Origin of the sequence: Vibrio proteolyticus NBRC 13287, assembly GCF_000467125.1 — a bacterium.
Lineage (GTDB): Bacteria > Pseudomonadota > Gammaproteobacteria > Enterobacterales > Vibrionaceae > Vibrio > Vibrio proteolyticus.
On sequence record NZ_BATJ01000025.1, the window covers coordinates 1 to 25,281 of the forward strand.

At 53.5% G+C, this 25,281-nt stretch carries 27 protein-coding genes; 16 read left to right on the forward strand and 11 right to left on the reverse strand.

Going from position 1 to position 25,281, the window contains the following annotated elements:
• Positions 1–466: 466 nt before the first annotated feature.
• From VPR01S_RS19645 to hemC, 4 genes are read right to left on the reverse strand one after another with little or no spacing between them, the layout of a single operon-like run.
• Positions 467–1,648, reverse strand: coding sequence for a heme biosynthesis protein HemY (locus tag VPR01S_RS19645; protein ID WP_021707126.1), 1,182 nt, complete (start codon positions 1,646–1,648; stop codon positions 467–469).
• On the reverse strand, positions 1,648–2,874 hold the full coding sequence (locus VPR01S_RS19650; RefSeq protein ID WP_021707127.1) for a uroporphyrinogen-III C-methyltransferase: 1,227 nt from the start codon (positions 2,872–2,874) through the stop codon (positions 1,648–1,650). Before VPR01S_RS19650 ends, VPR01S_RS19645 begins: the two co-directional genes overlap by 1 nt.
• A 13-nt stretch (positions 2,875–2,887) precedes the next feature.
• A complete protein-coding gene (locus VPR01S_RS19655) occupies positions 2,888–3,619 on the reverse strand; it encodes a uroporphyrinogen-III synthase (protein ID WP_021707128.1) in 732 nt (243 codons plus the stop codon).
• A 3-nt stretch (positions 3,620–3,622) separates the two neighbouring features.
• Complete coding sequence (gene hemC, locus VPR01S_RS19660) at positions 3,623–4,561, reverse strand: hydroxymethylbilane synthase (protein ID WP_021707129.1); 939 nt, start codon at positions 4,559–4,561, stop codon at positions 3,623–3,625.
• Positions 4,562–4,909: 348 nt separating this feature from the next.
• Between hemC and VPR01S_RS19665 the strand changes: the two genes are divergently transcribed.
• Complete coding sequence (locus tag VPR01S_RS19665) at positions 4,910–7,438, forward strand: class I adenylate cyclase (protein ID WP_040903184.1); 2,529 nt, start codon at positions 4,910–4,912, stop codon at positions 7,436–7,438.
• Positions 7,439–7,482: 44 nt separating this feature from the next.
• On the opposite strand, the gene cyaY is transcribed toward VPR01S_RS19665, so the two are convergent.
• Positions 7,483–7,794 (reverse strand): iron donor protein CyaY, encoded by a 312-nt coding sequence (gene cyaY / locus VPR01S_RS19670; RefSeq protein WP_021707131.1) that lies wholly within the window; start codon positions 7,792–7,794, stop codon positions 7,483–7,485.
• 75 nt (positions 7,795–7,869) lie between these two features.
• Here cyaY and lptM point away from each other — a divergent pair, with 75 nt between their 5' ends.
• Genes lptM through yigB form a run of 6 tightly spaced genes read left to right on the forward strand, consistent with a single transcriptional unit; the run spans position 7,870 to position 12,452 of the window.
• Positions 7,870–7,998 carry an LPS translocon maturation chaperone LptM gene (lptM, locus tag VPR01S_RS23255; protein WP_040903185.1) on the forward strand — a complete coding sequence of 43 codons (129 nt, stop codon included), beginning with the start codon at positions 7,870–7,872 and terminating at the stop codon, positions 7,996–7,998.
• A gap of 34 nt (positions 7,999–8,032) precedes the next feature.
• Positions 8,033–9,286, forward strand: coding sequence for a diaminopimelate decarboxylase (gene lysA, locus VPR01S_RS19680; protein ID WP_021707133.1), 1,254 nt, complete (start codon positions 8,033–8,035; stop codon positions 9,284–9,286).
• Between the two features lie 10 nt (positions 9,287–9,296).
• On the forward strand, positions 9,297–10,127 hold the full coding sequence (dapF, locus tag VPR01S_RS19685) for a diaminopimelate epimerase (protein WP_021707134.1): 831 nt from the start codon (positions 9,297–9,299) through the stop codon (positions 10,125–10,127).
• Between the two features lie 9 nt (positions 10,128–10,136).
• Entirely contained in the window at positions 10,137–10,838 is a 702-nt protein-coding gene (locus tag VPR01S_RS19690; RefSeq protein WP_021707135.1) for a DUF484 family protein, read from the forward strand.
• Positions 10,810–11,739: a tyrosine recombinase XerC gene (gene xerC / locus VPR01S_RS19695; RefSeq protein WP_021707136.1), complete on the forward strand. Its 930-nt coding sequence runs from the start codon at positions 10,810–10,812 to the stop codon at positions 11,737–11,739. The genes VPR01S_RS19690 and xerC overlap by 29 nt, the downstream gene beginning before the upstream one ends.
• Positions 11,739–12,452 carry a 5-amino-6-(5-phospho-D-ribitylamino)uracil phosphatase YigB gene (gene yigB, locus VPR01S_RS19700; RefSeq protein ID WP_021707137.1) on the forward strand — a complete coding sequence of 238 codons (714 nt, stop codon included), beginning with the start codon at positions 11,739–11,741 and terminating at the stop codon, positions 12,450–12,452. The genes xerC and yigB overlap by 1 nt, the downstream gene beginning before the upstream one ends.
• Here yigB and VPR01S_RS19705 read toward each other — a convergent pair.
• Entirely contained in the window at positions 12,438–13,034 is a 597-nt protein-coding gene (locus tag VPR01S_RS19705; RefSeq protein WP_021707138.1) for a tRNA-uridine aminocarboxypropyltransferase, read from the reverse strand. The two genes, yigB and VPR01S_RS19705, sit on opposite strands and share 15 nt — an antisense overlap.
• Positions 13,034–14,536, reverse strand: coding sequence for a COG3650 family protein (locus VPR01S_RS19710; RefSeq protein WP_021707139.1), 1,503 nt, complete (start codon positions 14,534–14,536; stop codon positions 13,034–13,036). Before VPR01S_RS19710 ends, VPR01S_RS19705 begins: the two co-directional genes overlap by 1 nt.
• Before the next feature lie 40 nt (positions 14,537–14,576).
• Here VPR01S_RS19710 and VPR01S_RS19715 point away from each other — a divergent pair, with 40 nt between their 5' ends.
• The gene (locus VPR01S_RS19715) at positions 14,577–15,041 is read left to right on the forward strand and encodes an EVE domain-containing protein (RefSeq protein WP_021707140.1); all 465 of its coding nucleotides are present in this window, start codon (positions 14,577–14,579) and stop codon (positions 15,039–15,041) included.
• Between the two features lie 44 nt (positions 15,042–15,085).
• Here VPR01S_RS19715 and VPR01S_RS19720 read toward each other — a convergent pair whose 3' ends face one another.
• The gene (locus VPR01S_RS19720; protein ID WP_021707141.1) at positions 15,086–15,916 is read right to left on the reverse strand and encodes a Cof-type HAD-IIB family hydrolase; all 831 of its coding nucleotides are present in this window, start codon (positions 15,914–15,916) and stop codon (positions 15,086–15,088) included.
• Between the two features lie 118 nt (positions 15,917–16,034).
• Positions 16,035–17,042 carry an alpha/beta fold hydrolase gene (locus VPR01S_RS19725; protein WP_021707142.1) on the reverse strand — a complete coding sequence of 336 codons (1,008 nt, stop codon included), beginning with the start codon at positions 17,040–17,042 and terminating at the stop codon, positions 16,035–16,037.
• Positions 17,043–17,117: 75 nt separating this feature from the next.
• On the opposite strand from VPR01S_RS19725, the gene rhtB reads away from it, so the two are divergent.
• The 6 genes from rhtB (at position 17,118) to arsJ (ending at position 22,245) form a co-directional block, all read left to right on the forward strand.
• Positions 17,118–17,735, forward strand: coding sequence for a homoserine/homoserine lactone efflux protein (rhtB, locus tag VPR01S_RS19730; RefSeq protein ID WP_021707143.1), 618 nt, complete (start codon positions 17,118–17,120; stop codon positions 17,733–17,735).
• A gap of 15 nt (positions 17,736–17,750) precedes the next feature.
• Positions 17,751–18,977 carry an EAL and HDOD domain-containing protein gene (locus VPR01S_RS19735; RefSeq protein WP_021707144.1) on the forward strand — a complete coding sequence of 409 codons (1,227 nt, stop codon included), beginning with the start codon at positions 17,751–17,753 and terminating at the stop codon, positions 18,975–18,977.
• Positions 18,978–19,075: 98 nt separating this feature from the next.
• A complete protein-coding gene (locus VPR01S_RS19740; protein WP_021707145.1) occupies positions 19,076–19,417 on the forward strand; it encodes a metalloregulator ArsR/SmtB family transcription factor in 342 nt (113 codons plus the stop codon).
• 24 nt (positions 19,418–19,441) lie between these two features.
• Positions 19,442–20,458, forward strand: a complete 1,017-nt coding sequence (locus VPR01S_RS19745; RefSeq protein WP_021707146.1) for an ArsJ-associated glyceraldehyde-3-phosphate dehydrogenase — start codon at positions 19,442–19,444, stop codon at positions 20,456–20,458.
• The gene (locus tag VPR01S_RS19750) at positions 20,455–20,946 is read left to right on the forward strand and encodes a cyclin-dependent kinase inhibitor 3 family protein (protein ID WP_021707147.1); all 492 of its coding nucleotides are present in this window, start codon (positions 20,455–20,457) and stop codon (positions 20,944–20,946) included. The genes VPR01S_RS19745 and VPR01S_RS19750 overlap by 4 nt, the downstream gene beginning before the upstream one ends.
• Before the next feature lie 78 nt (positions 20,947–21,024).
• A complete protein-coding gene (gene arsJ / locus VPR01S_RS19755; protein WP_021707148.1) occupies positions 21,025–22,245 on the forward strand; it encodes an organoarsenical effux MFS transporter ArsJ in 1,221 nt (406 codons plus the stop codon).
• Positions 22,246–22,338: 93 nt separating this feature from the next.
• Here arsJ and VPR01S_RS19760 read toward each other — a convergent pair whose 3' ends face one another.
• Positions 22,339–22,716 (reverse strand): cystatin domain-containing protein, encoded by a 378-nt coding sequence (locus VPR01S_RS19760; RefSeq protein WP_021707149.1) that lies wholly within the window; start codon positions 22,714–22,716, stop codon positions 22,339–22,341.
• Positions 22,717–22,948: 232 nt separating this feature from the next.
• Between VPR01S_RS19760 and VPR01S_RS19765 the strand changes: the two genes are divergently transcribed.
• Positions 22,949–23,962, forward strand: coding sequence for an acyltransferase (locus tag VPR01S_RS19765; RefSeq protein WP_021707150.1), 1,014 nt, complete (start codon positions 22,949–22,951; stop codon positions 23,960–23,962).
• Here VPR01S_RS19765 and VPR01S_RS19770 read toward each other — a convergent pair.
• A complete protein-coding gene (locus VPR01S_RS19770) occupies positions 23,959–24,288 on the reverse strand; it encodes a DUF2500 domain-containing protein (protein WP_021707151.1) in 330 nt (109 codons plus the stop codon). The genes VPR01S_RS19765 and VPR01S_RS19770 overlap by 4 nt on opposite strands.
• Before the next feature lie 282 nt (positions 24,289–24,570).
• On the opposite strand from VPR01S_RS19770, the gene VPR01S_RS19775 reads away from it, so the two are divergent.
• On the forward strand, positions 24,571–24,939 hold the full coding sequence (locus tag VPR01S_RS19775) for a hypothetical protein (RefSeq protein ID WP_021707152.1): 369 nt from the start codon (positions 24,571–24,573) through the stop codon (positions 24,937–24,939).
• The last annotated feature ends 342 nt before the right edge of the window (positions 24,940–25,281 follow it).

The following is a 25,281-nucleotide window of genomic DNA, read 5'->3' on the forward strand; positions in this document are numbered from 1 at the left end:
CCCGCTTCCTGTGATGAATGTGACGCCCGAGTCGCTCTCACGCGTTTCGAGCTGGAATCCTTCGAAACCCCCAGTGGTGAAGGTTGAGGTTGGTTGTGTATCGATAATTATTTTTTCTTTGTTAGGCCCCATTCTTGAAAGAGTTCTATTAGCCTAATCTCTGTGTTGTTTCTGTCGGCTCCGAAACCCTAGCCACTGTCATACTGGAGGGCTTGGCTCGAGTGTCCGTGACTCACTCCAAGACGAGTCAGACATAACCAGAATTTACATACGGAAGGTGTTCGGGTTCGATAAGACTTATGTTTGGCGGACCAAGTGTGTGGAGACTGGTGAGCTAGCAAAGCACCTTCTCTAATAGGAAAGAACGCTCGCTGTATACTAGGCCGTGTGAGGAAGCAGCTGTACAGGAGAATGAGTAAAGAAAAAGCCGCGACAGGGTCAGCGGCTTTTTGCGTCAGAGTACCGGTTAAGTGTGTTTCGCTAGCGTCAGTGCTTTGCGGGTGACTTCATGAGCGGCTTTGTTCAGGCTTTGCTTTTCAAGAGCATCAGCCAGATACGCATAATCCGAGACATTAGAGCGATGTGATAACGCGGCTTCCAAATGAGTCTGGGCCTCTTTCCATTTTTGATCTCGCAGATACAACTGTCCGAGCGCACTGTGCGCTTCCGCGTTGGTGGCCTCCCTACGTAAAGCATCTTGCAAGAATACTTCGACTGGGTGGCGATCGGTCAGGTTCATTTCTGGGATCAGGGCATACAGTTCAGGTATCGATTGTTTCTTCAATGCTTCTTTGACCACAGTGAATGCTTCGTAATCGGCTTTGCGTGCGATTAACTGACGGGCAAAACAATGCACTAAGTGGGTATCGTTTTTCAGTTTACGGGACAAACTGTTCCAGTGCTGAATGAGTCCCTCACTGCCTTTTTGCTCGGCGATATCACGCAACAGGCCGCATTGGGCTTTCTGACTCAATTCATCATGCTCTGATTGTGTGATCAGTTTGGCTTTGACCAGGCTAGGCAGAAGCTCAATCAACGGCTGCCATAACTTGAGTTCTAAATAGACTCCCTTTAACAGGTCGATAATCACGCTGTTGGTTGGGTACTGACCTTTGAGCGTCGACAGCGTGTCGAATGCTTCTGCATATTGCTTGGTGCGGATTTGCTGTTTCGCTTTAGTCAGTTCAACCGCCAGTTTTGCGTCTTCTTGTTGCCCGGCCAGTGCCAGATACTCATCCCGCTTTTGGGTATCGCCTTGGCCCAGAGCGGCTTCCGAGGCGACCAGGTAGCACAGCAGCGGCATGTCGTGATGATTGGCCCAGCGCGTCACTTTTTTCTCGGCGGCTTTAAAGTCCCCTTCCAGAAGTTTGATGATGCCCTCATTGGTGTAACGGCGGGAGCGACGCTGCTTACGTACATTAAACCAGTTCCAGGTGACGGAGCTGGCGTACAAGGCTTTCTTGATCGTGTACTCAAGTGCAAAAAGTGCGGCCAGTGCCGTGATGATAAAGATCACCAGTGTGGTCACGCTCATTTCTATGGTTTTGTCGGCGATGGAGATGAGGACGTATCCCTGCTGACCGGAGTATTGAGTGCCGACGAACAGGCCCGCTCCCAAAACAACAAAGAGAAATATTATCCGGAACATTATTTCTCCTCCGTGATCAATGTGGTTACTTCACGACGCAGTCGCTCTGTGATTACACGGTTCAGAATATCTTGAGTTTCCAGCTCGACTGGATACTCGACCTGGATCTCTTGTTTACCCAGCTGTTCCAGCACAGCGTTAAAATCCCGGACGCCTTTATCTTTTTGGTTCAGGTAGTTGCCGGACCACTCCAGGGCAGTGGACAAAGCGGAGGTGTACACTGGCTGTTGTTCCTGATACACCGCGCGGATCGCGGTTTCCAGTTTGGCTTTGATGTTTTCTTTGAGGTAAAAATCCTGCTCAGGCGTCAGCAACGGAACGACATTACCATCGCGGGTACGGAAAGTGATGAAGTTTTCACTGAAGTCTTTCAGCGAGGTCATCAGATTGGTCTGCCAATCATTGATGTCATCCGAAACTGGCTGTTCGTCTGCGTGGGCTTCTTTCGGCAAAAGCGCGTTCGCCAAGGGCAGGCGGTCAACTTTTTGTTGCAGTGCCGTGATGCGCAACACCAGTCCGTCACGATCGACCAGCGGAATCGATTTAAGATCCGTGATGTCGTTGGCCATGGCTTTGCGCAGCGGTACCAGGCTTGGATCGTTGAGCGCCGCAATACGTTGATCGGCACTTTCCATCAAACGAGTTGCGGTCTCCGCATCGTGCTCAAGAAACAGTTTACGACCGGCCAGTTTGACCAAGTAATTGGCTTCCGCCAGCAGCCAGTCATTCGGGCGGCGACCTTTCACATCGGCAATCGCCAGTTGCAGGCTTTCAATGCTTTTTTGTTGCTGGGTCAGTACGGTTTCCGCACGATGGGTGATTTCGGTTGCCTTTTTAACCGTTTGTTGCTCCATGCTGTCCAGATCGGATTGCATTGCTGTTTGGGCTTGAGCTAACTGGGTCTGCAGGGCTGAAATCTGTGCCTGATATGCTGCGTCTTTCTGGCTGGCGTGGTACGCCAGACCACCGCTGAGGGCAATGGAAATCACAATCGCAACAATGCCAAGTTTCACGCCGCGTTTGGCTTGTTTTTCCGCATTAGACGTTGATTTGCCCGGTTCTGATGCGGCGTCAGAGCGGGAGGATTGTGATGCTTGAGCGGGTTTGGCTGGCTGAGCATTGTCCTTATTCTCGGCTTTGCTTTCAGGCGATGTGGTGTCAGCGCCTGAAGTCGGGGATGTTTTCTCTTCAGGGTCAATGTGCTCATTGTTATTTTTGCTTGTCATTGCGTATGTCCTGTTATGTGAGCTGGAGAGCTTTCATTATTTCATTGTTTGATGCGCCACCGACATTGACGACGTGGCGAAAGCCAAGCTGATGTGCTTGTGTGCAGATCCTTGCACTCGGCACCAGCAAGCGTTGTTTCTGCACCCACGGCTGTATCGCCGCGGGAAGTTGCGCAAATAGAAAACGGAGTTGTTCGGCACTGGTCACGACCAGCGTATCTACCTGTTGCGCTTGCCAGTCGGCGACGCTGCGTTTGGCGTCGAAGACCAGGTTGTGTCGCTGGTATGCTTCCAGGTAGTGAACATGGGCCCCTCTGGCGGTGAGGGTATCGTAAATTAACTCACGTCCCCCGTTGCCGCGCAAAATCAGTATTTTCTTATCCTGCACTTGTTGCAACTGCGGCAGTTGCAATAAGTGCTCGCTGTCACTGACGTCCGGGTAGTGTACTTTTTGTTGCGTGGCTTTGCTTAAAACGTGCGCAGTTTTTTGACCAACGGCAAGGTATAGGGTGTCGGTCGGCCAGGGGTATTGGTTTTGAGACAGTGTCAGGCTGGCAAAATGCGCGGCGTGTTGGCTCACCGCAATGAGGATGTCGCTATGAGGAAGACGCGCGCACAACTCACTTAGTTCGCGTCCGGGATCAATGCTGATTAAAGGATGATAAATCGCTGGCTGGCCGACCTGAGCCAGTTGTTGGCAGAGCTGTTGCCCCGCTGGCGCGGGGCGGGTGACCAACACCGTCATGGTTTACTCGTGATCCTCATACAAGCGGGTCAGAATGACTTTCGCTCCTTGATCAAGCAACTGCTGCGCCAGTGTGATGCCGAGTTGTTCCGCCTGCTGGCGATGCCCGCGTATTTCACCGCGTATAATTTGGGAGCCGTCTGGCTCACCCACCAGAGCGCGGAGCCAGAGCTCATCGCCATCGAGCAGCGCATAGCTGCCGATCGGTACCTGACATCCGCCTTCCAGCGTCAGGTTCATGGCCCGTTCGCACTTGACCCGGTCAGCGGTGTCTGGGTGGTTGAGCGGTGCCAGAAGGGTCAGCAGACGCTCGTCATCCAGACGGCATTCGATACCAACGGCGCCCTGGCCGACGGCTGGCAAAGATTGTTCTGGTTCAATAAAGCTCCGAATGCGTGACTCCAATTCGAGACGCTTTAAACCGGCCGCGGCCAAGATGATGGCGTCGTATTCGCCTGCATCGAGTTTACCCAGCCGTGTGCCCACGTTACCACGCAGCTCTTTGATCACTAGATCGGGGCGATACTCTTTTAACTGACATTGACGGCGCAGACTGCAGGTGCCGACAACGGCGCCTTGCGGCAGATCATCGACATTGTGGTAAGTATTGGAGACAAAGGCATCACGTGGGTCTTCACGCTCACAGATGGTGACCAGTCCCAAGCCGGGTGGAAAGTCGACCGGAACGTCTTTCATCGAATGCACGGCCAGATCGGCACGCCCTTCCAGCATCGCGACCTCAAGCTCTTTAACGAACAGGCCTTTACCACCGACTTTGGCCAGTGGTGTATCCAGAATCACGTCACCTTTGGTCACCATGGTGACCAACTCCACCTCCAGGCCCGGGTGAGCGGCTTGCAGGGCGTCTTTAACAAAGTGAGCCTGCCATAAAGCGAGAGGACTTTTTCGCGTGGCGATTCGGATAGGAGTGGACTGTGTCATGGGTATCCTGTTGTTCGGTGTATAATGCTCTAATCCTACCATTCCCTGTGGGAAAGTCTCATCTCTAGATCGCGAGGCGGACAAATTGACATGTAAGCCAGGCTGCATCGGCAAAAGAATGTGATTAAAGTCTCAACTCGGCGACGTGTGATTATCAGATCGATCAGTTGCGTACCACACTATGTCGAAATCCAATATGACAGAGACGTTTCAACGTCAGACGAGCGCAAGAGTTCGTTCATTTCTTTACCAATCGAAATAAAAGTGTTAGATTGATCACGTTTTGTCGGTGCGATAGAATAAAAGTTAAACAGAGCACCTTAAAGAATTGAAACCAAGGACTTGACCTTGAAGGCGTACACCCAGACCCTGATCCAGCGTTTAGACAAACTGAACCAGCAACGCAGTGAGCGTGCGCTGGCTCTTATGGACGTGCAAAGTCAGCGTGTCTTCCACCTGATCCCGGTCCTGTTTCATTTCAATCATCCCATTCTTCCCGGTTACCATCACGATGACGTCCCACGCGGGGTGTTCGGCATGGCGTTCAATGACGTGCAGCAGCAATTCATTGAAGAAACCGAACTGACGATCGGTCAGTCTCTCAACTCCCCAGCGCAACATGACATTCTCGGTCTTTATACCATGGGCAGTACGTCTTCGATCGGACAGAGCACATCGAGTGATCTGGACATCTGGGTGTGCATTTCACCGACGATGGGCAAAGACGCGCGTGAGGTGCTGATCCGTAAATGCCTTCTGATCACGGAGTGGGCTAAAAGTCAGGGGGTGGAAGCCAACTTTTTCCTGATGGATGAGACGCGTTTTCGCACCAATCAGTCGGAAGAGATGACGGGGGATAACTGCGGCTCGTCACAACATTTGCTGTTGCTGGACGAATTCTACCGCAGCGCGGTACGTCTGGCGGGCCAGCGCCTGCTGTGGCAAATTGTGCCGCCGGAAATGGAAGAGTGCTACGACGAATACGTTGCCAACCTGTGTCGCGAAGATCACATCGACTGCAGTGAATGGATCGACTTCGGTAAACTCAACTGCATTCCGGCTGAAGAGTATTTCGGCGCGAACTTGTGGCAGTTGTACAAAAGTATCGACTCGCCCTACAAGTCGGTGTTGAAAGCGATTCTGCTTGAAGCGTATTCGTGGGAGTACCCGCACACTCAGTTATTGTGTATTGATACCAAGCGCCGTTTCTTTGCGCATGAGCCGGATCTCTATGGTATGGATGCGTACTATCTGATGCTGGAAAAAGTGACCCGCTATCTGGAACGTATTCAGGATGAAACCCGGCTGGATCTGGTGCGGCGCTGTTTTTATCTCAAAACCCACGAAAAATTGTCGCGTGAGCCGGGTGCCGGTTCTGTGCCCTGGCGCCGTGCGGCACTGAGTGACATGATCAGTCGTTGGAATTGGGATGCCAACACACTGGTGGAGCTGGATAATCGCCGCAACTGGAAAGTAGAACAGGTCAAAATAATGCATCATCAGTTGCTGGATGCACTGATGCTCAGCTATCGTAACCTGATCCAGTTTGCCCGTCGCAATGACATTACCTCGGCTATCAGTCCTCAGGACATCAGTATTCTGGCGCGTAAGCTGTACGCGGCGTTTGAGGTGCTGCCGGGCAAAGTGACGCTGCTCAATCCCCAGATCTCTCCGGATTTACATGAACCGGATCTGACGTTCATTCAGGTACCGGAAGGACGCACCAATAAATCTGGCTGGTATTTGTACAAGCAACCCCTGGTGCCGCATCGTATTCTTGGTCAGCCGAGTCTGGAGCACAATGAATACCTGAGCAAACTGGTCGCCTGGGCGTTTTTTAACGGCATGATCACCGAATCAACCCGGCTGCATTCTGTGGTGCGTGACTCGCACCTGGACATCGATAAGTTTTATCAGATGGTCAGCGATTTGCGGAATACGTTTTCACTGCGCAAACGTCGACCGAGCATGCAGGCACTGGCCAGTCCGTGTGAAATCAGTCAGTTGACCATGTTCATCAACTTTGAGAACGATCCGACGCAATCCCTGCAGGGTAAAGCGCTTAAGGTGGACATGAAAAACATCGATATCTTCAGCTTTGGCCCACAGCAGAAAAATCTGGTTGGCAGTGTTGACCTGGTGTATCGAAATTCCTGGCATGAAGTGCGCACATTGCATTTTAAAGGTGAGACGGCCATTCTGGACGCGCTGAAAACGGTATTGGGTAAGATGCATCAGGATGCGCTACCGCCGGAGTCGGTCGATGTGTTCTGCTACAGCAAGAACTTGCGTGGCGTGATGCGCAACATGGTCTACCAGTTGCTGGCTGAATGCATCGACTTGCGCCTCAAGCCCGTGGAACCGGAGAAACGTCGCCGTTTTAAAGCCTTGCGTCTTGGTGACAAGATGTACGGGTTGTTCTTCGAACGACGTGGTGTGTCGGTACAGAAGCTGGAGAACTCGGTCGATTTCTACCGCTGTATCTCCACCAATAAGCTCAATGGCTCTCCCTTGCTGGTGCTCGACCGTGAACAGGATTACCAGTTGCCGGAAGTGGTGGATGGTTTTGCCAGTGAAGGTCTGATCCAGTTCTTCTTTGAAGACACCGAGCAGGGGTTCAATATCTTTGTGTTGGACGAAGCCAACCGGATAGAGGTCTACCACCAGTACAGTGGTGAGAAAGATGAGATGATCGCCAGCGTGAACAGCTTTTATACTTCGGTGCGTGATGACGATTGTTTGTCGTCGCAGTTTATTAACTTCAACCTGCCGCAGTATTATCAGATTGTGCACCCTGAGGACGGAGAGAGCTACATCGTGCCATATCGCAACGATGGTTGCGCCTACACCAAGCCATCGCGCGCAGTGAACGCCTGATAAAAAAGAGCCTTTTGGGCTCTTTTTTCGTTGTGGTGGACAGCTTACCAGTCGATGGATTCGCCGGCGTGTTTCTCGCACTCTTGTTTCACCATGGTGATGAATTCCACGCCGGTCTTGGAGCAGATCCACTCTGCGTCTTTGAGTTGAAAGTGAAAACCGCCCGATTTGGACGCCAGCCAAATCTCGTGCATCGGCTCCTGACGGTTGATGATGATCTGGCTGCGATCGTCAAATTCCAGAGTCATGACATTGCCGCTGGTCTCGTAATCGATGTCCGCGCCTGACTCATCAATTGCTTCTTCAATGATTTGCAGCTGGGAATCGACCAGTTGATGAAATTCAGTATCGTTCATCCTTTCTATCCTATTGCTTTTCCTGAGTGTGGTGCGATTATAGGGGGCATTGAATCAATAATCACGATATGCAAAATGAAAAAATCTATTATGGCGTTGTTTCTGTTATCGGTAATGGGACTGGCAGGCTGTGGTCAGACTGGCCCGTTGTACTTCCCGGAAGACGCTCAGCAGAATCAACCAGAGCAAGACCAGGCTCAATAACGTCATTTCAGTCGAATTTATAAGGGATAACACTTTGGATTATTTCAACTATCAGGAAGATGGCCAGCTTTGGGCCGAAGAAGTTGCGCTCGCCACTCTGGCTGAGCAGTACGGCACGCCACTTTATGTCTACTCACGCGCGACGCTGGAGCGTCACTGGAACGCGTTTGATAAATCCGTTGGTGAACATCCACATCTGGTCTGTTATGCCGTTAAGGCCAACTCCAATCTCGGAGTACTCAATGCCCTGGCGCGCCTTGGCTCTGGGTTTGATATTGTTTCCGGTGGAGAGCTAGAACGCGTGGTTGCCGCAGGCGGTGATCCGGCCAAAGTGGTTTTCTCCGGTGTGGGCAAAACCGAAGCGGAGATGAAGCGGGCACTCGAGCTCAACATCAAGTGCTTTAATGTGGAGTCGGAACCGGAGCTGGAGCGTCTGAATAAGGTCGCGGGAGAGCTGGGGGTCAAAGCGCCGATCTCACTGCGTATCAATCCGGACGTGGACGCCAATACTCACCCTTATATTTCGACTGGTCTGCGCGACAACAAATTCGGCATCGCTTTTGATCGAGCGGCGGAAGTGTACCGGTTTGCTCAAAGCCTGAATAACCTTAATATCCAGGGCATCGACTGCCATATCGGCTCTCAACTGACCAATATTGCGCCGTTTATTGATGCGACGGATCGTCTGCTGGCGCTGATCGATCAACTCAAAGCTCAGGGTGTGAATATCAAGCATCTTGATGTGGGCGGTGGTCTGGGGGTGGTGTATCGTGATGAACTGCCGCCACAACCGTCGGAATACGCCAAAGCGTTGCTGGCCCGTTTGAGTAACCATCAGGATTTGGAGCTGATTTTTGAGCCTGGCCGGGCGATCGCCGCCAATGCCGGCGTGTTGCTGACCCGAGTCGAGTTTCTCAAACACACCGAACACAAGAATTTTGCCATTATTGATGCGGCGATGAACGATTTAATGCGTCCTGCCCTGTATCAGGCGTGGCAGGATATTGTGCCGGTCTCCCCGCGCCAGGGGGAAGCGGTGACCTACGACTTGGTTGGCCCGATCTGCGAAACCGGTGATTTCCTCGGCAAAGACCGCTCGCTGGTGCTGGAAGCCGGCGATCTGCTGGCGGTGCGATCTGCCGGGGCTTACGGCTTTGTGATGTCATCCAACTACAATACCCGCACCCGTGCGGCGGAAGTGATGGTCGATGGCGATCAGAGTCATCTGGTTCGTCAGCGTGAGACACTGACCAGCTTGTGGGAACTTGAACACTTGCTTCCGGAGTAATAACACCAATATGCACTTCCATTTTTCCAAAATGCATGGTCTGGGCAACGATTTTATGGTCGTTGACTGCATTACCCAGAACATCTTTTTTTCTCCTGACTTGATCCGTCGTCTGGCGGATCGTCATACCGGTGTCGGCTTCGACCAATTGCTGGTGGTTGAAGCGCCGTACGATCCGGAGACCGACTTTCACTACCGGATTTTTAATGCCGATGGCAGTGAAGTTGAACAGTGCGGCAACGGGGCACGCTGCTTTGCCCGCTTCGTCCGGATGAAAGGTTTAACCAATAAGTTCAGTATCAGTGTCAGCACCAAGAAAGGTAAGATGATCCTCAGTGTGGAAGACGATGACCAGATCACCGTCAACATGGGGGTTCCTGAATTTGAACCGGGCAAGATTCCGTTTCGAGCCAAGCAGACAGAGAAAACCTATATCCTGCGTGTTGAGGACAAAACCTTGTTCTGTGGCACGGTCAGTATGGGGAATCCGCATGTGGTGACCGTGGTCGATGACGTAGACCATGCCGATGTGGAAACACTCGGACCGTTACTGGAATCGCATGATCGCTTCCCTGAGCGGGTCAATGCTGGTTTTATGCAAGTGGTCAACCGCAATGCAGTGCGCCTGCGCGTGTATGAGCGTGGCGCTGGTGAAACGCAAGCGTGCGGCAGTGGTGCCTGCGGCGCGGTGGCCGTGGGTATCGTTCAGGGGTTACTGGATGACAATGTTACCGTGAGTTTACCGGGTGGTGAGCTGCGTATTCGCTGGCAGGGACCAGGTCAACCCTTGTTCATGACCGGTCCGGCGACTCATGTGTTCGATGGTCAACTGACGTGTTAAGGAGAGATTTTGGCTCACATTGAAGCAGATGCTCTGACCGCTGAGGTCGTGGCGGGGTATCTTCGTGATAACCCCGATTTTTTTCTTCATCGCCAAACCTTAGTTGAGAGTCTGGCACTGCCCAGCCAGGAGCAGGGTGCCGTGTCTCTGGTTCATGTTCAGCTGAGCCGTCAGCGTCAGCGAATTGAAGAGCTGGAAGAGGAGATCACCACCCTGATGTCGCTTGCCGCCAGCAATGACCGCACGTTTCATGAATTTATGCAGCTGCAGGAGCAGATTTTGCGTTGCGCCACGCTCAGTGAGGCACTCAAGGCGATCGAGAACAAAGCGCGTGAGCTGAATCTGCGAGCGTACGTGCGCCTGCTCCGTCGTGAAGAAGGGAAATACGCACTGAGTAAAGAGCAATACCAGCGTTTCGCCACCAATCACCTGAACGGCAAGCCCGCGTATCTGGGCCGGATGCGCAAAGCGGATCGTCTGGCGCTGTTTGGTGAGCATGCCGCGGCTCCGGAGATGGGATCCTACGTGGTGTTACCACTGCAAAAAGGCCAGCCTCAGGGAGTGTTGGCATTCTCCAGCGAAGAGGGCGGGCATTTTCAGCCGCACATGGATACGCTGTTTTTGCGTCATTTAGCGCTGGTGCTGGCGCACCTGATCGAGACCTTACCCTGGACAGAGACTCATGAACGAGCAACCGGCTCTTCTGCCTGAGCGGCTGCAGGCACCGCTGACAAGGTTTTACGAATACCTGCGCAGCGAAAAAGGCCTCAGCCTGCATACCCAGCGTAATTACAAGCAGCAACTGGAAACCATGGCGCACCACCTGGTTCAGATGGGGCTGCGCGATTGGCAACAGGTGGATGCGGCCTGGGTACGGCAACTGGCGAGCAAAGGCATGCGCGAAGGAATGAAAGCCAGCAGTCTGGCGACGCGGCTCTCTTCTTTACGCAGTTTTTTTGATTTTCTTATCCTACGTGGTGAGATCAGCGCCAATCCGGCCAAAGGGGTGTCTGCCCCGCGCAAGCAGCGTCCGTTGCCCAAAAACCTCGATGTGGATGAAGTGGGGCAGCTATTGGAAGTGAACGACGATGATCCGTTATCGATCCGTGATCGGGCGATGATGGAGCTGATGTACGGGGCGGGGCTGCGATTGGCCGAAATGGTCAGTGTTAATGTGCGCGACGTCAGTCTCAATTCCGGTGAGCTGCGTGTGGTTGGTAAAGGCGACAAGGAGCGCAAAGTCCCGTTTTCCGGTATGGCGCAGGAATGGGTGGCTAAGTGGCTCAAAGTACGTGCCACGCTGGCGAAAGCGGAAGAGCCGGCGCTGTTTGTTTCTAAACTTGGGGGACGTATTTCGCATCGAAATGTGCAAAAACGCATGGCGGAATGGGGACAGAAACAGTCAGTCAACAGTCACATCAGCCCGCATAAACTGCGCCATTCGTTCGCCACGCACATGCTGGAATCGAGCAATAACCTGCGAGCGGTGCAAGAGTTGCTCGGACACGAAAACATTTCCACCACGCAGATCTATACCCATCTCGATTTTCAACACCTGGCTCAGGCTTACGATCAGGCGCACCCACGCGCCAAAAAGAAAGGGAGCGACTAATGCAGTGTTACCGCCAACTGAATCCGGTCAAAGCGATGACGTTTGATCTTGATGACACTCTGTATGACAACCGGCCGGTGATCCGTCGGGTCGAAGAGCAGATGGTGGTTTGGCTGCACACGCATCATCCGCTCACCGCCAGTGAGTCACATAACTGGTGGACGGCACTCAAAATTCGTCTGGCTCAGCTTGAACCGGCATTGCGGCATGATGTTACGTTATGGCGTTTCCGGCAAATTGAGCAGGGGCTGATCGAACTCGGCTACACTCCGGCGCAGGCTGAACTTGCGGCACAGGCAGCCATTGAGGAAGTCTTGCGTTTGCGCAGTGATTTCGCCGTGCCGCAGGAAACGCACCGGGTATTGGGGCAACTGGCCCAGCGTATGCCGCTGGTGGCGATCACCAACGGCAATGTGGATGCCGAGCGAATTGGGTTAGCGGGCTATTTTCAGCGGGTACTGAAAGCCGGTCCGGATGGTCGTGCTAAACCGTACCCGGATATGTTTGACCAGGCTCGTGAACAGCTCGGTCTGGACGCCGCTGAGATCCTGCATGTCGGCGATCATCCGGTGACCGATGTGGCTGGGGCACTGGATAATGGTTTTATGGCTTGCTGGTTCAATGACCAGCCGGCGAATCTGCGCGAGAACCGCAAAGCGCGTTTGTTGCCACACTTGACGATCAGCCGCCTGGATCAGTTACTCGCGCTGTAGAGCATGGCCGCTTTTGTCGGCCTGATAAGCGTCCATTGAGACCCGCAAAAAAGCCCGCAGAGCGGTGGCACTGGCGTACTCTTCTGCGGCGGTCAATAGTTCACACCCCACTTCCAGCGTACACAGATGGCCCGTCTCCTGATTGCGCCGCAGACGATAAGCGGAATCTTCCGCCGGGCTGAGGTGCACTTGTGGCAAAGTTTGTAGCCACGGGCTTTTACGCAACATTTTGCGCGCTTCTTGCCAGGTTCCATCAAGCACGATGAACAGCGCTGCTTTTCCGAGACGCTGGCCGTTATGCCAGGCCTGTCCGGCGCTGACACTGTGCGTAGCCGGGAACACCAAATAAGGCGTTACGTCACCACAGCTCATGAGCCGCAGCAGATCGGCTGGCGGGGTAACCCGGCTCCAGCGATAACGGTGGCAATGGGGTAAGCTTTTGGCCAGCCAGTGACCGGTATTGGTGGCCCGTTCAAACTCATTGTCGTGGGTCAATAAGGCCAGTCTGACCGCACTGTCAATATGGGGCAGGGCTGGACAAATGCACTGATGGTGCAGGCCGCAGTCAGGACAGGGGGCCATTACAGCGCCAGCCCGTGCAGAGCAGGCGACAAGCCATCGGAGAACAGGGTTGTCTCGCTGATGTTGGCGGCATCGGCTTGCGGCGCGGTGCTGGGGTTGAGCGGGTAGCGCTTACCATTGTAGCGCAGCACATGATCGGCCGCTTGTGCACCGCCACCACCGACGTTCAGGATCAGATCCTGCCAGCCCTGATGTTGCTGTGTGCCGAGTGTGAGCGGCGTGCGCACCAGAGTGACCCGGCTGTTGACGTGCCACTGCTGGGCGCGTTTTTCAAAGACCAGTAAGGTACACCCCCCCGAACCGCACCAGTCGAGCTGAGTTAACAGCTCCGGCTGACCGTCGCCGTTGAGGTCATAGGTCAGCCAGCGGTAGTGCGTGCCTTCGGCCGGGTTGTTGGTTTGTTTGAGGTATTGGCGCACGGCCTGATCGACCTGAGGGTCAAACTTATTGCTCGACGGTATGGACTTTGGGTCAGTGCCGGCCTGACTGCCGGCACGATACAGTTGCAGCCCGCCGTTGGCGATCGGATACACTAGGGTACCGACTTTTTCTTTGTTGGCACTGAGGGTGTCACCGGTGCGGGTGAAAATTCGCTCTGACAGCAGATACTGGCGCTGGTGTCGGGTCATCATTACCTGAACCTGTTCCGGATTGAGCGGCTGCCAGTAACCGGTTTCTACGATACTCGGATCGCCGTTGTGGTAATCGTAACGGGTCGTGGCGGAGTGATCGGTGTTGAGTTCCAGTGTGATGCTGAAGTTACTGGTCTGCGTGGATTGAGCTTGATACTGACCAATCCAGTGCTGGCTGCCATCGGCATTGGCGAGTGTCGCACAGCCTTGATAGGTTTTGTCATTCAGTTCCAGTGTCGAGCGCCAGGCGTAGACACTGTCGCTCATGCCATCGCTGCATGCTGCTCGCTCGAGAGTCAGTTCCCCGCCTTGCAGGCGATACTGGCGGGTACCGCTCTCAATACGGCGCGATTCAATCGCGACTGGTTGATCCGCGCCACCAGGCGTGCGCACTACCAGTTGTTGCCCCTCAAAACTGGCGCTCCAAAACGGCTCGGTGCCAAACGCACGGGTCGGGCGCGGCGACTGATCGCAGCGTTGTGGATTTTCTGCGCTGACTAGGTTGAGGTGATCGACTTGAAACCGGGCAGTGAAATCGGCGTCGGGGCCGGTGCGGGTTGGAAGCAGCAATTGGCCGACCACTTCGGCGTACAGGGGCTGATAAGGGGAGTGGGACAGCGCCTTGGCCTGCTTGAGCTGTTCCGGGGACAATTCCAACCAGTATTGTTGGTTGCTGCCGCACGGCGTCAGTGTGCGTGCTTCACTCCCGATCACAGCCTGACCGCGCAATATGAACGTCTGAGGAACGATGGTGTCTGGTTGATCCAGACTGGCTTTGGTCATCGGTTCACCGACCTGCGTGCTGGTGGTGGAACAGGCCTGCAACGCTAACAGGGCGGCAATCGTGGCTGGGTTTCTCAACGCCTTCATGGTATATCTTCCTCGTGACACAAACTGACTGGACTTGATTATGGCATACTGGCTGTTTAAAACCGAACCAGACACCTTTTCTATCGATACTCTGCGGATACAACATACCTCATGCTGGGAAGGCGTGCGTAATTATCAGGCAAGAAATATGTTGCGCGATCAGGTCAAGGTTGGCGATCTGGTGCTGATCTACCACTCTTCTTGCAAACAGGTGGGGGTGGCGGGCATTGCCCGGGTGACCAAAGCGGCGTATCCGGACCACTTTGCCTTCGATCCTGAAAGTGATTATTACGATCCGAAATCCACACCGGACAATCCCCGTTGGGTGATGGTGGATGTGGAATTCGTGCGAAAAACGCAGCGCGTAATCCCGCTGTCGGTGTTAAAAGCGATGCCGGAGCTGAGTAACATGCCGCTGGTAAAACGCGGTAATCGCTTATCGGTGATGCCGGTTAGTGAGGAGGAGTGGCCGGCGATTCTGCGCAAGGAAACGGTGAATGGATAGATAAAGCAGCCAGAGTGGCTGCTTTTTTGATGCGTAGGAATGGTTCAGTCGAGTAAGTGATCCGCCAGATAGTGGGCGACCGCATCATCGGTATTGGCGCCAATCACCAGGTTGTCCGGTAGCGCCTGCTTGACCTTGATATGAGAAGTGCCCATCACCAGCCCTTTGCCCGCCATCGACAGCATTTCCACGTCGTTCATACCGTCGCCAAACGCAATGCAATTGTCCAGTGTGTGGCCGAGAGATTCCGCCACTACCTGCAGCGCATGGCCTTTGGACACGTTGGCAGCCATCACTTCCAGACACCAGGGGGTGGAAAACGCGACGTTGAGGCGCTCGCCGAACTCGGCGTTTAGCTGATCTTCGTATTGCACCAGATGCTCATGATCCTGTGCCGGGTGGGTAAAGAAGACTTTTGCCACGCCCTCGGTTGGTGCGTGGTCGATATCGAACAGAGAGTAGCTAAAACCGGAATCTTTATGGAAGTTGCGCAGCAGTTCATCTTCCTGGCTCATCAGCCACTCTTCATTGCGGTAGATGTGCACCTGAATGTCCGGATCCTGTTTCACCATGTTAATGATGGCCTGCACCAGTTCAGACGGCACGTTGTCGCTGAACATCAACTGGTCATTCTGATCGTGCACCCGGGCACCGTTGGAGGTGATCATGTAGGCCGGGATACCCGCTTGTTCTCGGATCCCGGCGACGTCGACATGGTGACGGCCGGTCGCGAAGACAAAGGTGTAGCCCTGCTTATGCAACTGTTTGAGTGTGTGTTTGGTGTAGTCACTCAATTGATGGTTTGGCGCCAGTAAGGTTCCGTCCAGGTCCGAGGCCACAATGTGGAATGGAGTCTTTGTGCTAGCCGTGGTCATATCACCCTCATCAAAACGCTAAGCCGCAGTGGCCGCATGCCACTGCGATAGAGAAACCAGTCTACGTCAAATTGAGGAAGAAAAAGAGGGTAAAATCCTCACAGAAGATTTCCTTATTTTATTTTGCTCGCGTGGATCCGTGGCGGTCGAAAAACGCGAGCAGACTGTCGAGTGCCTGATTGCGGCAGCGATCGATTTCAAACAACAGTTCATGACGGCTGCCCTGTATCACCTGCAGCTCGCAGTCCGGATTGGTTTTACGCAGTTTACGGATAAACACGTCCTGAGCTTTGTTACTGACGATCGTATCCCGCTCAGCCTGAAGCAGCAGAAACGGTAAAGTTAACTGGCGGGTCAGCAGAATGCACTGTTTCGCGGCCAGCAGTCCCTGCCAGACCCAACGCGTGGACGGTCCGCCAATTTGCAGCTGTGGCATGCGGTCATACAGCTCGCGGAACCAGCGATAACGCACTTCACTTTGCGTCAGAGGGTTGATCTCAAACGGTTTCGGATAATAAGCCTGATGACCGGGCGCGTAAGTCGGTTGGGCGTAGATGGTGGTCATTGCCATGCTGAGTGGAACCGCTATCGGAGACAAATACCATGGAACACTGACGCCGTACATTGGTGCGCTGACGGCGATCGCATCAAACGAATGTTGCGGATGGGTCTGCAGGTAGCGGGTAGCAATGGCGCCGCCCATCGAATGTGCCAACAGAAACCGTTGTTCGTAATGGGTCAGGTCGAAGTGGGTGAGCAGGCGCTCCATATCGAGAATGTAATCTTCAAAGTCGTTGACGTGTCCCATTTGCGGGTCGCCAAGCATCCGGTCTGACAGCCCTTGACCACGGTGGTCAAAGGAGTAGATGTCGTAGCCTTGCTGAAACAGGTCGTAAAACAGCTCCTGATATTTCCACGCGGCTTCGATGCGACCGTTGACCACCACAATCGCTTTGTTGTGCGAGTCACAGGTCAGACGACACCAGTAGAGTTTTGTTTTATCGAAAGATTTTATAAATCCTTCTTCTCTCCGCTGCCAGAGGTCAGCAATATTGCCATTCATGGCTTGCTCAAAGGTGCACTCTTGAGTATAAGAATGACTATCAATTGGACTCGAAGAATTCATTGTATCCTGTTGGAACCGCGATGAACTGAGTCCCAATTATGTGTGCCTGTAGTCGTTTAGTCGAGGGAAAATACCATGGATCTGCATGTTTGGTTAGCGTATGTCGCAACAGCAATCGTCTTCAGTCTGGCGCCGGGATCCGGTACGGTGAATTCGATCAGTAACGGATTGAGTTATGGGACACGCAAATCCCTGGCGGCGATTGCCGGCCTGCAGGTTGGCCTGGCATGCCACATAGTGTTGGTGGGGGCGGGGATTGGGGCTCTGGTGGCCAAGTCAGCACTGGCGTTCACGGTGATCAAATGGGTGGGAGCGGTGTATCTTATCTGGCTCGGTATCCAGAAGTGGCGCGATCACAGCAGTCTGGCGACAGTCACGGATGGCGCAGCGCTGCCGGCGCGCACCTTGTTGAGAAAAGCAGTGCTGATTAATCTGACCAACCCGAAATCGATAGTGTTTCTGGTGGCGCTGTTCCCGCAGTTCATTGATCCGGCTGGCAACCAGTTGACGCAGTTGATGATCCTCGGTGTCACTACCGTTGTGATCGATTCGTTTGTGATGCTCGGTTACACCAGCCTGGCGTCACAGATGGGGCGTTTTATCCGCTCTGAGCGGGTGATGAGCAAAATTAACAAAGTTTTCGGTTCAATGTTCATGGGATGTGGGGCATTATTGGCGGCCGCTAAAGCGTGATAAGAGCCCGGTGTAATGCGCGAAACGTTTGTTGCCCGACAACCGATTTTTAATGCCAAGCGGCACACCTTAGGGTATGAGCTGCTGTTCCGTGACGGGGAAAACAATGCCTTCCCCGCTCACGTGGAATCGAATCGCGCGACGTACCGGCTGATCGTCGAAAATTTCCTGTCACTCGGCACCAACCCGGGGATTACCCGCTCACGTTGCTTTATCAATTTTCCCTATCAGGCGTTGATCCGCCGCCTGCCTCTGGTGCTGCCTAAAGAACAGGTGGTGATCGAAATTCTGGAAACCTGTCCGCCGGACGACGCGCTGTTTGATGCTGTACGCGAGCTGTACCATAAAGGCTATCTGCTGGCGCTGGACGACTTTGTCTACAGCCCGGACTGGGAGCGCTTCCTGCCGTATGTTCAGATCATTAAGCTCGATATCATGGCCATGGGGCTGGAGCCTGCGTGTGAGTTTGTTCGCCAGCGTCTGGCGCGCGGTTCAAAACGCCGTTTTCTTGCTGAGCGCATCGAAACGGAGGCCGAGTTTGTGGCCGCGCGTGCCGCCGGGTTCTGCTTTTTCCAGGGCTATTTCTTTGCCAAACCGGAAATGATTCGCCAGCGCTATGTTAGCCCTGAGCATCTGCTGGCAATGGAGTTGTTTCGCGAGGTGTGCCGCCCGGACGTGGACTTCGAAGCGGTGGAACGGATTGTCTCTCAGGATGTGGCACTGTCGTACAAGTTGCTGCGTTTCGTCAATACGTTATCGGATCGCCTGGAAGTGGCGATCACCTCATTTCGTCAGGCGCTGGTGTATCTGGGACAGGACCGACTGAAAATTTTCGTGTCGCTGGCGGTGGCGTCGTTCGTTGCCACCCACAAACCCAAAGAAGTGTATAACCTGTCGCTGCAACGTGCGCAGTTCTGTCTGCTGATGTCTTCTCAGCCACAATTCGCCGGGCACCGTGATCAGGCCTTTTTGATTGGTCTGTTCTCGGTACTGGACGCGCTGCTGGATACGTCTTTGGAGGCGCTGGTGGAACAACTGCCTTTGTCTGACGAGATCAAAGCTGCCCTGCTGCAACGCAGCGGTCCTTACGGTACTTTGCTGTCAGTGGAAGAGTGTTTCGAACGTGCAGACTGGTCCGGATTGCGTGAGGCGTGCGTGCGTGAAGGGCTGAATGTCGAAGCCGTGGTGAGTAAACTGTCTGAAGCGCAGCGCTGGAGCCAGGACCTCAACAAGCTGATCTGATCCTCTCAATGAACCTTTTGTGACAATCGACGTGGCCGGATTGACCTGATGGTTTGGCAAGTTAATATATACGCATATCCATATATGAGTATGTATTAATGCTGCCACATCAATTTTTTAAGTTGCTGTCTGACGAAACCCGGGTGCGCTGCCTGCTGTTGATCATGCGTGCACAATGTCTGTCGGTTGGTGAACTGACCGAAGCATTGCAGGAAAGTCAGCCCAAGATTTCCCGCCATCTTGCTCAGCTGCGTGCCAGTGGGTTACTGGTGGATATCCGCCAGGGGCAATGGGTGTTTTACCGGCTGGCTAATGAGCTGCCGGGTTGGATGCGCAAACTGATTGATGATCTGGTGGCGTCTAACTGTCTGCGCAGTGAATATCAACAGGATTTGGATCGGTTACTGGCCGCAGAAAACCGCCCGGTTTGCTGCGTCTGAATTTAGGTGAAAGAGAGAATCAACATGACAATTAAAGTCGGAATTAACGGATTTGGCCGCATTGGCCGCCTGGCTTTGCGTGCCGCGTTTGACTGGCCGGAACTGGAATTTGTCCACATCAATGACGTCGCCGGCGATACGGCTACCCTGGCGCATCTGCTGGAGTTTGACTCTGTGCAGGGACGCTGGCATCACACGGTTGAAGCACAAGGTGGCCAGTTGTTGATCGATGATCAGCGCATCACGACCTCTCAGGAGCGCGAGATCGCTGCGGTAGACTGGTCTGGGTGTGATGTGGTGATTGAAGCCACGGGCGTGCATCGCAAAACGGCGTTCCTTACTCAATATCTTGAGCAGGGCGTGAAACGTGTTGTGGTGTCGGCACCAGTGAAAGAGCCAGGGGTTGCCAACATTGTCGTCGGCGTCAACGAGCACATCTTCGATCCGCAGAAACACCGTATCGTGACCGCAGCGTCTTGCACCACCAACTGTATTGCGCCAGTAGTGAAAGTCATTCACGAAGCGCTGGGTATTGAGCAGTCCTCGTTTACCACTATCCATGATCTGACCAACACCCAGACCATTCTGGATGCGCCGCATAAAGACTTGCGGCGTGCCCGCGCATGTGGGATGAGCCTGATCCCAACCACCACTGGCAGCGCCACGGCGATTGTGGAAATTTTCCCGGAACTGGCGGGCAAAATCAACGGCCATGCGGTCCGCGTGCCACTGGCGAATGCGTCACTGACCGACATCATCTTTGACGTCAAACGCGACACCACGGTCGATGAGGTGAACACCTTGCTGAAACAGGCCAGTGAAGGGGCGCTGAGCGGTATTCTGGGCTTTGAGGAACGTCCGCTGGTGTCGATCGATTACAAAGGCGACCCACGTTCCACGATTGTGGATGCGTTGTCGACCATGGTGGTGGGGACGCGCATGGTGAAAATCTACGCCTGGTATGACAATGAAATGGGCTATGCGACCCGCACCGCTGAATTGGTGCGTAAAGTGGGCCAGGCTCCGGAGGTAACGGCATGACGCATCCAAGTTGGGCGCTGCCGCTGGCCGGCAGTGCATTGGTGCTGACGCCGTGTCCGGGAACCAAAGGTGTTGCGTTGGAGGACTCACTGCAACAGCTGTATGCCCAAGGTGTACGGGCGGTGGTGACGGCCATCAGTGACGATGAGATGGCTCAGCACGGCGTCACGGCGCTGGGTACCCTGACCCGCTCACTGGGCATGGAGTGGTATCATCTGGTGATTGAAGACGATTGCGCGCCGGATGAGGCGTTTGCTCTTGGCTGGTCAGAAGTCAGTCCGGCACTGCACCAGCGTATTGAGCAGGGCGAGAAAATTGCGTTGCACTGTATGGGTGGTTCAGGTCGCACTGGTCTGCTGGCGGCGCATCTTCTGCTGGAAAAGGACTGGTCGCTGGAAGAGATCATCGACCGCGTTCAGGCACTGCGCCCTGGCGCCTTCACCAAGTCGGTACAACTAGACTATGTCCGTTCTTTGGTGCATGCCTAGGGACGTCGGGAGTATTTGGGTTGCCATGATCCAAATGCTGCTGGTGCAATCGGATGCCCTCAATCAAAAGAGACTGCGATGATTTCAAGCCTGAGTAAAAGCGTCCGTCAGTACATGCTGGTGACGTTCAACTACTGGAACTTCACACTGACCGATGGCGCGCTGCGCATGTTGGTGGTGCTGTATTTTCACGAACTGGGTTACGGCACACTGGCGATCGCCTCCTTGTTCCTGTTCTACGAATTTTTTGGTGTTGTGACCAACCTGATCGGCGGCTGGTTGGGCGCGCGGTTGGGATTGAATAAAACCATGAACGTTGGTCTGGCGATGCAAATTGTCGCTTTGTTGATGCTGGCCGTTCCGGCCGTCTGGCTCACGATCCCTTGGGTGATGGCCGCGCAGGCACTGTCTGGTATCGCCAAAGACCTGAATAAGATGAGTGCCAAAAGCGCGATCAAAACTCTGGTGCCGGATGCGCAGCAAGGGGCTTTGTATCAATGGGTTGCACTGCTAACCGGATCGAAAAATGCGCTCAAAGGCGCGGGCTTTTTTATTGGCGGTCTGCTGCTGTCGCTGTTCGGTTTTAAAGTGGCGGTACTGAGCATGGCCTCAGTTCTGCTGGTGGTGCTGTGTGGCAGCCTGATTTGGTTGGAAGGCGATATGGGGAAAGCCAGCAGTAAGCCGAAGTTTCGCCATATTTTTTCTAAATCGGAGAGTGTGAATATCCTCTCGGCGGCACGGATGTTTCTGTTCGGTGCCCGTGATGTCTGGTTTGTGGTTGCGTTACCTGTTTATCTCGGCAGTGTGTTCGGTTGGGATCACCTTGCCGTAGGTGGGTTTCTCGCCTGTTGGGTAATGGCGTATGGGGTCGTACAAGGGCTGGCGCCGCGCTTGACGGGCAAATCATCTGGCCGGGTGCCGGATGGCAGTGCAGCGCTGGGCTGGGCCGGGTTTCTGGCGGGCGTGACTGCACTGATTGCTTACGCTGTACAGATTGGCTGGCAGCCAGAGCTGGTGATTGTGGTTGGTCTGATGTTGTTCGGTGCGATATTTGCGATCAATTCGTCACTGCACTCTTATCTTATCGTCAGCTACGCCAAGGGCGATGGAGTGTCACTCGACGTCGGCTTTTATTATATGGCCAATGCGATGGGCCGCTTGATCGGCACGGTGCTGTCCGGTTGGGTGTTTCAGGTGGCGGGTCTGGCCGCGTGCTTATGGGTATCGTGCGCGTTTTTAATCATGACGACCTTGATCTCCATCCGCCTACCCAAAGCACCTCAGGTGTCTTCGGCGTAGAGAGCGCGAACAAGAAAAAGGCTGGCCCCATGGGGTCAGCCTTTTTTGTTGCTCCAAAAGTAAGGAAAAGAGCAACAATTCGTCGATATAGGGTTACGGGCAGAGCGGACCTGGCTGCGCAGCCTGAGTCATGGAGTATTCGCCTTTCAGTGAACGAAAAACGATGGTGTGCCAGATCTGGCCATCATCCATACGGAAATCAATCGCATAGTTGGTGCCGGCTACCACCTGAGTGCGCACCGTGAGAATCGTGTCGAGTTTCGCTGACGTGTTCATCTGTGTCAGGACCGTCTCAAGCGCCTGACGGGTATCGTCGTCCACTTGGGCCGCGGACCAGCCTCCGGCCAGTTGCTCAGAGCTGCACATCGGGTTGGCATCCGGCAGGGTATCCGCGCTCTCTGTCTGTTGTTGGTTATCGCAGCCGGCCAATGCGGCCAGACAAATCAATGACGTTGTTAGTGCTTTGTTCATAGCAGCCTCTGTAGGTTCTGCGGGCATTGTAGTGCAATCCGGCCTGATCCGCTGTGTCACTATTAAGACTGCCGGCAGGGAATGATGAGTTTGTCTCCACATGTTATAGCACAGCATGGGCTAAGGTGAGTGAGCGCAATCAAAGCGCTGTGAAAACAATTTGTTAATTATCTGACAGTGCAAATTTTGTACTGTGCTATAGTCACCGCGTTATGCATAGTCAGGATGCGGGATGAGAGAAAGAGTACAGTTTTTTGATTTGGCCCGCTGTGTGGCGGCGGTGGCGGTGATTGCTATTCATGTTCTGGCGCCGTACCGCAATGAATTGGGCAGCATTCCTTTTTCTGAATGGGCGACGGCGGTCAGTGTCAACAGCGTCAGTCGCTGGGCTGTGCCCGTCTTTATCCTTATCACCGGCGCTTTGATGCTCAGTGATCAGCGTCCGTTTGAACTCAAATATTATGTCCGGCGTCGGCTCGGTAAAGTGCTGATCCCGTTTGTGGTGTGGTCGCTGTTTTACGCCTATCTGTCCGGCTGGAGCGCGTCCGGGTTCGATGCCGAGACAGCTCAATCCGTGCTGGTCGGCAGCCTCAGCCATGAAACCTACTACCATCTTGGTTTCTTCTATTATTTTATTCCGCTCTACTTTGTCATTCCGTTGCTGCAGGTGGTGGTGCGAAAAAGTGGTGACAGTGGTATCTATGCCTTAACTGGGGTTTGGCTGTTGACCACTATGCTGTTTTTGTTGCGAATTGATGGCCCTTGGAGCTGGCAGATGTGGCTGTTCAGTGGTTATCTGCCACTTGGTTATCTGTTGTATAAAAAATTGCCGCTTACCCCCGTGATGGTCAGCGTGGTGACGGTACTTGGCGTTGGCGCACTGTGGCTGACCGCCGAAGCGGTGATCACGATCAGTGTTGCCAATGGGGAATACACAGTGGGACGTTGGCTGTCTTACAAGACTCTGAATGTGGTGTTGGCCGCCAGCATGGTGTTTATGCTGTGTCGTTATTTTGGTGAACGGCTATCGGGCAATGGCCGTACGATCGTGAGTTTTGTCAGTAAACACAGCTTGGGTATTTATCTGCTGCACCCTATTTTTTTGTGGCCGATGAAAGCGTATGGCTGGTATCAAGGGCACCCCGCTTGGGTTATTCCGTTGTGGATTGTGATCAGTGGAGCGGGCGCTTTGGGATTGAGCTGGCTGTTCTCTCGTTCGGCGAAAACAGCCTGGTTACTGCCTTAGCGTTTCAGGGCAAAGTGCAAAAACGTATCGCCCTGATAAGTGAGAATGCCTTTGTCCCCCGGGTTGAGGGCATGAAAGTAATGCACCCCGACCTGAAACTCCCGCTTCGGCCCTAAGCGGCCTTTTTGAACGTATATCCAGAACTCCTGAGCATCCTCGCCTGGCTGGGCATCGGCGACATCGACGGCTTGCTTATCGAGGATGGTCACCTCGACGGTGTGCTCGGAAGCTCCCTGACCTTGGATGTGCTTGCGGTAAAAACTCAGAAAAACCCAGGCGGCCAGAACCACCAACAGGCCGATAAGAGCGAAAAGAGAGACGGGCATACATGACCTCCAAATATCAGGTGCCCGGCTATTGTAATCGTGTCGGCGCAAAAGTGTGATGTTCTGTCGGAGCAATTCGTGATGCTGACGGAATGTCGGCAGAAAGTTTCGAGTGACTTCACAGCCGGGTGTGTGGCGTGGATCCCAGTGTGCATCCGGAGGTTGAGTGTGGTTGGGTTTCAATGGGTTAAACTATGCAACAACGAGCGAGAATGGTTTTTCTTCGCCGGCAAAACTCATCAATATGGAAGAATAAGACTAAACTAACAGTGGAGGGATGCCATGTCTGATATTGAAAAAGTGGTCATGCGAACCCGAAAGCTAGAAACGCTACTGCGAACCCGTTATCACGCGGAGGGGAAAGGGTTGCATCAGTTGATCACCAGCTGTGAAGAGCGCTTACCGCATGATGTGGTGGGTAAGTTGCGTTACATTGCCACCATACGCAACAAAGCGGCTCATGAACACGACTACCATCTGGAAGACCCACGTGGTTTCTTGGCAGCGTGTGATGACTGTGAAAAAGAGCTGACCCCGCGCAGCGGCCGGTTTATCTGGCGTGTGGCGATCATGCTGATGACGCTAATCACGCTAGCGGCTCTGGGCTTCTATTATATGCATTGGGACATCCTGTCTCAGCATCTCAAATAAATCGAATCTATCAACCAAAAAGGGACGCATGATGCGTCCCTTTTTGTCTTTTTTATTCGGTGCTTAGTACATCATCGGCAGTGTCATTAGACCCACGACAACTGCGATCATTACCAGTCCCTGCTTCTGTGAAGACGTTAACATAACACTGCTCCTTTGATTGATGTTCAAACTATGTATTTAGAATAGATCATGTTTTGCGGCTTTTCAACAAATGATTTTTTCAAGTCGATAAAAATCATTGTTTCATTGCCGTCTAATGGCGGTTTTTACGCATTTAAAGTTGTTATTTTGAGGTGTTTTCTTAATGTTCGATTTGTATTTAAAAACAACGAAAGATTT